Source organism: Campylobacter concisus (assembly GCF_002165815.1).
Taxonomy (GTDB): Bacteria; Campylobacterota; Campylobacteria; order Campylobacterales; family Campylobacteraceae; genus Campylobacter_A; species Campylobacter_A concisus_BH.
Genome location: NZ_NDYN01000017.1, coordinates 1 through 5,476 on the forward strand (window position 1 = coordinate 1; position 5,476 = coordinate 5,476).

Sequence of the window (5,476 nt, forward strand, 5' to 3'; positions counted from 1 at the left end):
GTTCTTTTAACTTACAATTGTTAAACTATTAGTCAATCTTTGAAATCTAAACAAGTGATCGATTGAGCCAGTCTATTATGATTAAATAATAGATTAGACAAACTAATAAATAAAACTAAAAGTTTTTTTGATTAAAAACTTCATAATAAAAATCCTATCTATTAGATAGGTAATTAATATGGAGAGTTTGATCCTGGCTCAGAGTGAACGCTGGCGGCGTGCCTAATACATGCAAGTCGAACGGACAAGTAAGAGCTTGCTCTTATGAGTTAGTGGCGCACGGGTGAGTAATGTATAGCTAATCTGCCCTACACTAGAGGACAACAGTTGGAAACGACTGCTAATACTCTATACTCCTCTCTAGCATAAGTTAGATAGGGAAAGTTTTTCGGTGTAGGATGAGGCTATATTGTATCAGCTAGTTGGTGAGGTAATGGCTCACCAAGGCTATGACGCATAACTGGTCTGAGAGGATGATCAGTCACACTGGAACTGAGACACGGTCCAGACTCCTACGGGAGGCAGCAGTAGGGAATATTGCTCAATGGGGGAAACCCTGAAGCAGCAACGCCGCGTGGAGGATGACACTTTTCGGAGCGTAAACTCCTTTTGTTAGGGAAGAACAATGACGGTACCTAACGAATAAGCACCGGCTAACTCCGTGCCAGCAGCCGCGGTAATACGGAGGGTGCAAGCGTTACTCGGAATCACTGGGCGTAAAGGACGCGTAGGCGGATTATCAAGTCTCTTGTGAAATCCTATGGCTTAACCATAGAACTGCTTGGGAAACTGATAATCTAGAGTGAGGGAGAGGCAGATGGAATTGGTGGTGTAGGGGTAAAATCCGTAGAGATCACCAGGAATACCCATTGCGAAGGCGATCTGCTGGAACTCAACTGACGCTAATGCGTGAAAGCGTGGGGAGCAAACAGGATTAGATACCCTGGTAGTCCACGCCCTAAACGATGTATACTAGTTGTTGCTAAGCTAGTCTTGGCAGTAATGCACCTAACGGATTAAGTATACCGCCTGGGGAGTACGGTCGCAAGATTAAAACTCAAAGGAATAGACGGGGACCCGCACAAGCGGTGGAGCATGTGGTTTAATTCGAAGATACGCGAAGAACCTTACCCGGACTTGATATCTAACAAATCATCTAGAGATAGAAGAGTGTCTGCTTGCAGAAATGTTAAGACAGGTGCTGCACGGCTGTCGTCAGCTCGTGTCGTGAGATGTTGGGTTAAGTCCCGCAACGAGCGCAACCCACGTCATTAGTTGCTAACAGTTCGGCTGAGCACTCTAATGAGACTGCCTTCGTAAGGAGGAGGAAGGTGTGGACGACGTCAAGTCATCATGGCCCTTATGTCCGGGGCGACACACGTGCTACAATGGCATATACAATGAGAAGCAATATCGCGAGATGGAGCAAATCTATAAAATATGTCCCAGTTCGGATTGGAGTCTGCAACTCGACTCCATGAAGCCGGAATCGCTAGTAATCGTAGATCAGCCATGCTACGGTGAATACGTTCCCGGGTCTTGTACTCACCGCCCGTCACACCATGGGAGTTGATTTCACTCGAAGCCGGAATACTAAATTAGTTACCGTCCACAGTGGAATCAGCGACTGGGGTGAAGTCGTAACAAGGTAACCGTAGGAGAACCTGCGGTTGGATCACCTCCTTTCTAGAGTACATATAGATATTCTCTCACAAGATATCTATAAGAAAGATATTCTCAATCATCCTTGTTTAGTTTTGAAAGATTGATAGACCTATAGGGGCCTATAGCTCAGCTGGTTAGAGTGCACCCCTGATAAGGGTGAGGTCACAAGTTCAAGTCTTGTTAGGCCCACCAGAGAATTTAATTGGGGAATTAGCTCAGCTGGGAGAGCGCCTGCTTTGCACGCAGGAGGTCAGCGGTTCGATCCCGCTATTCTCCACCATAAAATAGTTTAACAGCATTAAGTCTAATTAGAGAGCTTAAATTTAAACTTTCTAATTAGACTTTTGTCTAAATGTTCTTTTAATTAATATTGTTAATAGTCACAAGCAAGTTTTAAAAACAATTTTACAGGACTTGTTAAAGATTTAAATTTCTATTCTCTTTGCATTCAATGCAAAAGTTTGACATCACAATCTATTTAGGATTTAAAACTTATCTAAATAGTAGTCAATGCTTTCCGTCTTGAGAGTTAGAATTTAAATATAGTAACATAAAGTTATCTTTAACAAGGAAGTGATGCGAATTAGAATAATCTAACATAGAAAAGGTAAGCTACAAAGAGCAAGTGGTGGATGCCTTGGCTAGTAGAGGCGATGAAAGACGTGCCAGGCTGCGATAAGTCTCGGGGAGCCGTCAAGGGGCTTTGATCCGGGAATTTCTGAATGGGGCAACCCAACTAATAGAGATATTAGTTACCGTATAACGGAGCGAACGAGGGGAATTGAAACATCTTAGTACCCTCAGGAAAAGAAATCAAAAGAGATTACGCTAGTAGCGGCGAGCGAACGCGTAAGAGGGCAAACCACTAGTTTACTAGTGGGGTTGTAGGACTGCAATATAGACTAAACTTAGCTAATAGAATAACCTGGAAAGGTTAGGCATAGAGGGTGATACCCCCGTATATGAAAGCTTTGTTTTACTTAGCAGTATCCTGAGTAGGGCGGAACACGTGATATTCTGTCTGAAGCTGGGTAGACCACTATCCAACCCTAAATACTACTACTAGACCGATAGTGCACAAGTACCGTGAGGGAAAGGTGAAAAGAACTGAGGTGATCAGAGTGAAATAGAACCTGAAACCATTTGCTTACAATCATTCAGAGCCCTATGATTTATCAGGGTGATGGACTGCCTTTTGCATAATGAGCCTGCGAGTTGTGATGTCTGGCGAGGTTAAGGAAACCCGGAGCCGTAGCGAAAGCGAGTCTTAATAGGGCGTTTAGTCAGACGTTGCAGACCCGAAACGATGTGATCTATCCATGAGCAGGTTGAAACCGGTGTAAGAGCCGGTGGAGGACCGAACCCGCTAGCGTTGAAAAGCTATGGGATGACTTGTGGATAGGGGTGAAAGGCCAATCAAACATCGTGATAGCTGGTTCTCTCCGAAATATATTTAGGTATAGCGTCATGTAGTAACACTAGGGGGTAGAGCACTGAATGGGCTAGGGCATACACCAATGTACCAAACCCTATCAAACTCCGAATACCTAGTGTGTAATCATGGCAGTCAGGCGGCGAGTGATAAAATCCGTCGTCGAGAGGGGAACAACCCAGACTAACAGCTAAGGTCCCTAAATCTCATTTAAGTGGAAAACGATGTGGAGTTACTTAAACAACCAGGAGGTTGGCTTAGAAGCAGCCATCCTTTAAAGAAAGCGTAATAGCTCACTGGTCTAGTGATTCTGCGCGGAAAATATAACGGGGCTAAAATGAGTACCGAAGCTTTAGACTTAGTTTACTAAGTGGTAGGAGAGCGTTGTATTTGCGTTGAAGGTATACCGGTAAGGAGTGCTGGAGCGAATACAAGTGAGCATGCAGGCATGAGTAGCGATAATTGGGGTGAGAATCCCCAACGCCGTAAACCCAAGGTTTCCTACGCGATGCTCGTCATCGTAGGGTTAGCCGGGTCCTAAGCAAAGTCCGAAAGGGGTATGCGATGGAAAATTGGTTAATATTCCAATGCCAACTATAATGTGCGATGGAAGGACGCTTAGAGTTAGAGGAGCCAGCGGATGGTAGTGCTGGTCGAAAGGTGCAGGTTGGAGTTCAGGCAAATCCGAACTCCTTTAAGCCGAGGCCTTACAGGTGCGTGAAGTTCTTCGGAATGAATCGTAAATCCTTGATACTGTCGAGCCAAGAAAAGTTTCTAAGTTTAGTTATAGTTGCCCGTACCGTAAACCGACACAGGTGGGTGGGATGAGTATTCTAAGGCGCGTGGAAGAACTCTCTTCAAGGAACTCTGCAAAATAGCACCGTATCTTCGGTATAAGGTGTGCCTAACTTTGTGAAGGATTTACTCCGTAAGCATTGAAGGTTACAACAAAGAGTCCCTCCCGACTGTTTACCAAAAACACAGCACTCTGCTAACTCGTAAGAGGATGTATAGGGTGTGACGCCTGCCCGGTGCTCGAAGGTTAATTGATGACGTTAGCTCTGCGAAGCGTTTGATCGAAGCCCGAGTAAACGGCGGCCGTAACTATAACGGTCCTAAGGTAGCGAAATTCCTTGTCGATTAAATATCGACCTGCATGAATGGCGTAACGAGATGGGAGCTGTCTCGAAGAGGGATCCAGTGAAATTGTAGTGGAGGTGAAAATTCCTCCTACCCGCGGCAAGACGGAAAGACCCCGTGGACCTTTACTACAGCTTGACACTGCTATTGGGATAAAAATGTGCAGGATAGGCGGGAGGCTTTGATCCATAGACGCCAGTTTATGGTGAGCCATTGTTGAGATACCGCTCTTTTTTATTCTGATAGCTAACTAGCTTGAGTTATCCTCAAGTAGGACAATGTCTGGTGGGTAGTTTGACTGGGGCGGTCGCCTCCCAAAATGTAACGGAGGCTTACAAAGGTTGGCTCAGAACGGTTGGAAATCGTTCGTAGAGTATAAAGGCATAAGCCAGCTTAACTGCGAGACATACACGTCAAGCAGAGACGAAAGTCGGTCTTAGTGATCCGGTGGTTCTGTGTGGAAGGGCCATCGCTCAAAGGATAAAAGGTACCCCGGGGATAACAGGCTGATCTCCCCCAAGAGCTCACATCGACGGGGAGGTTTGGCACCTCGATGTCGGCTCATCGCATCCTGGGGCTGGAGCAGGTCCCAAGGGTATGGCTGTTCGCCATTTAAAGCGGTACGCGAGCTGGGTTCAGAACGTCGTGAGACAGTTCGGTCCCTATCTGCCGTGGGCGCAAGAAGATTGAGGAGAGTTGACCCTAGTACGAGAGGACCGGGTCGAACCAACCACTGGTGTACGAGTTGTTCTGCCAAGGGCACCGCTCGGTAGCTATGTTGGGATGTGATAACTGCTGAAAGCATCTAAGCAGGAAGCCAACTCCAAGATGAATCTTCTTTTAAGAGCTCATATAGACTATGTGTTTGATAGGCTGGGTGTGTAATGGATGAAAGTCCTTTAGCTGACCAGTACTAATAGCTCGTCTGCTTATCTTTTAATAAGCATCACTTCCTTGTTAAGGATAAAAACTTAATAAGATATGTTTTTATAAAACTTTGTTTATGACTTTTAACTTTATCTAGTAGTGTTAAATAAGAGATTTAGTTAATATATCTTTTATTTAACACTGCCCGTGACTATACAGACGAGGAAACGCCTTGCTCCATCTCGAACCAAGAAGCTAAGCTCGTCCTGGCTGATGATACTCTCCCTTACTGGGATGTTGGAAAAGTAGGTCGTTGCGGGCTTTGTTGTTTATCTGCTTTAATTCTTATATTATTTGATTCTAGTTTTTATT

2 tRNA genes and 3 rRNA genes are annotated in these 5,476 nt (G+C 45.0%); all 5 read left to right on the forward strand.

Annotation, left to right across the window (positions count from 1 at the left end):
* The first annotated feature begins 175 nt into the window (after positions 1-175).
* The 5 genes from B9N65_RS10670 to rrf all read left to right on the forward strand — a co-directional run bounded on the left by B9N65_RS10670 (position 176) and on the right by rrf (position 5,426).
* A 16S ribosomal RNA gene (locus B9N65_RS10670) occupies positions 176-1,686 on the forward strand.
* 94 nt (positions 1,687-1,780) lie between these two features.
* Positions 1,781-1,857, forward strand: a tRNA-Ile gene (locus B9N65_RS10675).
* 12 nt (positions 1,858-1,869) lie between these two features.
* Positions 1,870-1,945, forward strand: a tRNA-Ala gene (locus tag B9N65_RS10680).
* Between the two features lie 325 nt (positions 1,946-2,270).
* A 23S ribosomal RNA gene (locus tag B9N65_RS10685) occupies positions 2,271-5,174 on the forward strand.
* A 133-nt stretch (positions 5,175-5,307) separates the two neighbouring features.
* A 5S ribosomal RNA gene (gene rrf, locus B9N65_RS10690) occupies positions 5,308-5,426 on the forward strand.
* Together the 16S, 23S and 5S rRNA genes with 2 tRNA genes alongside form the textbook arrangement of a ribosomal RNA operon.
* Positions 5,427-5,476: the final 50 nt, after the last annotated feature.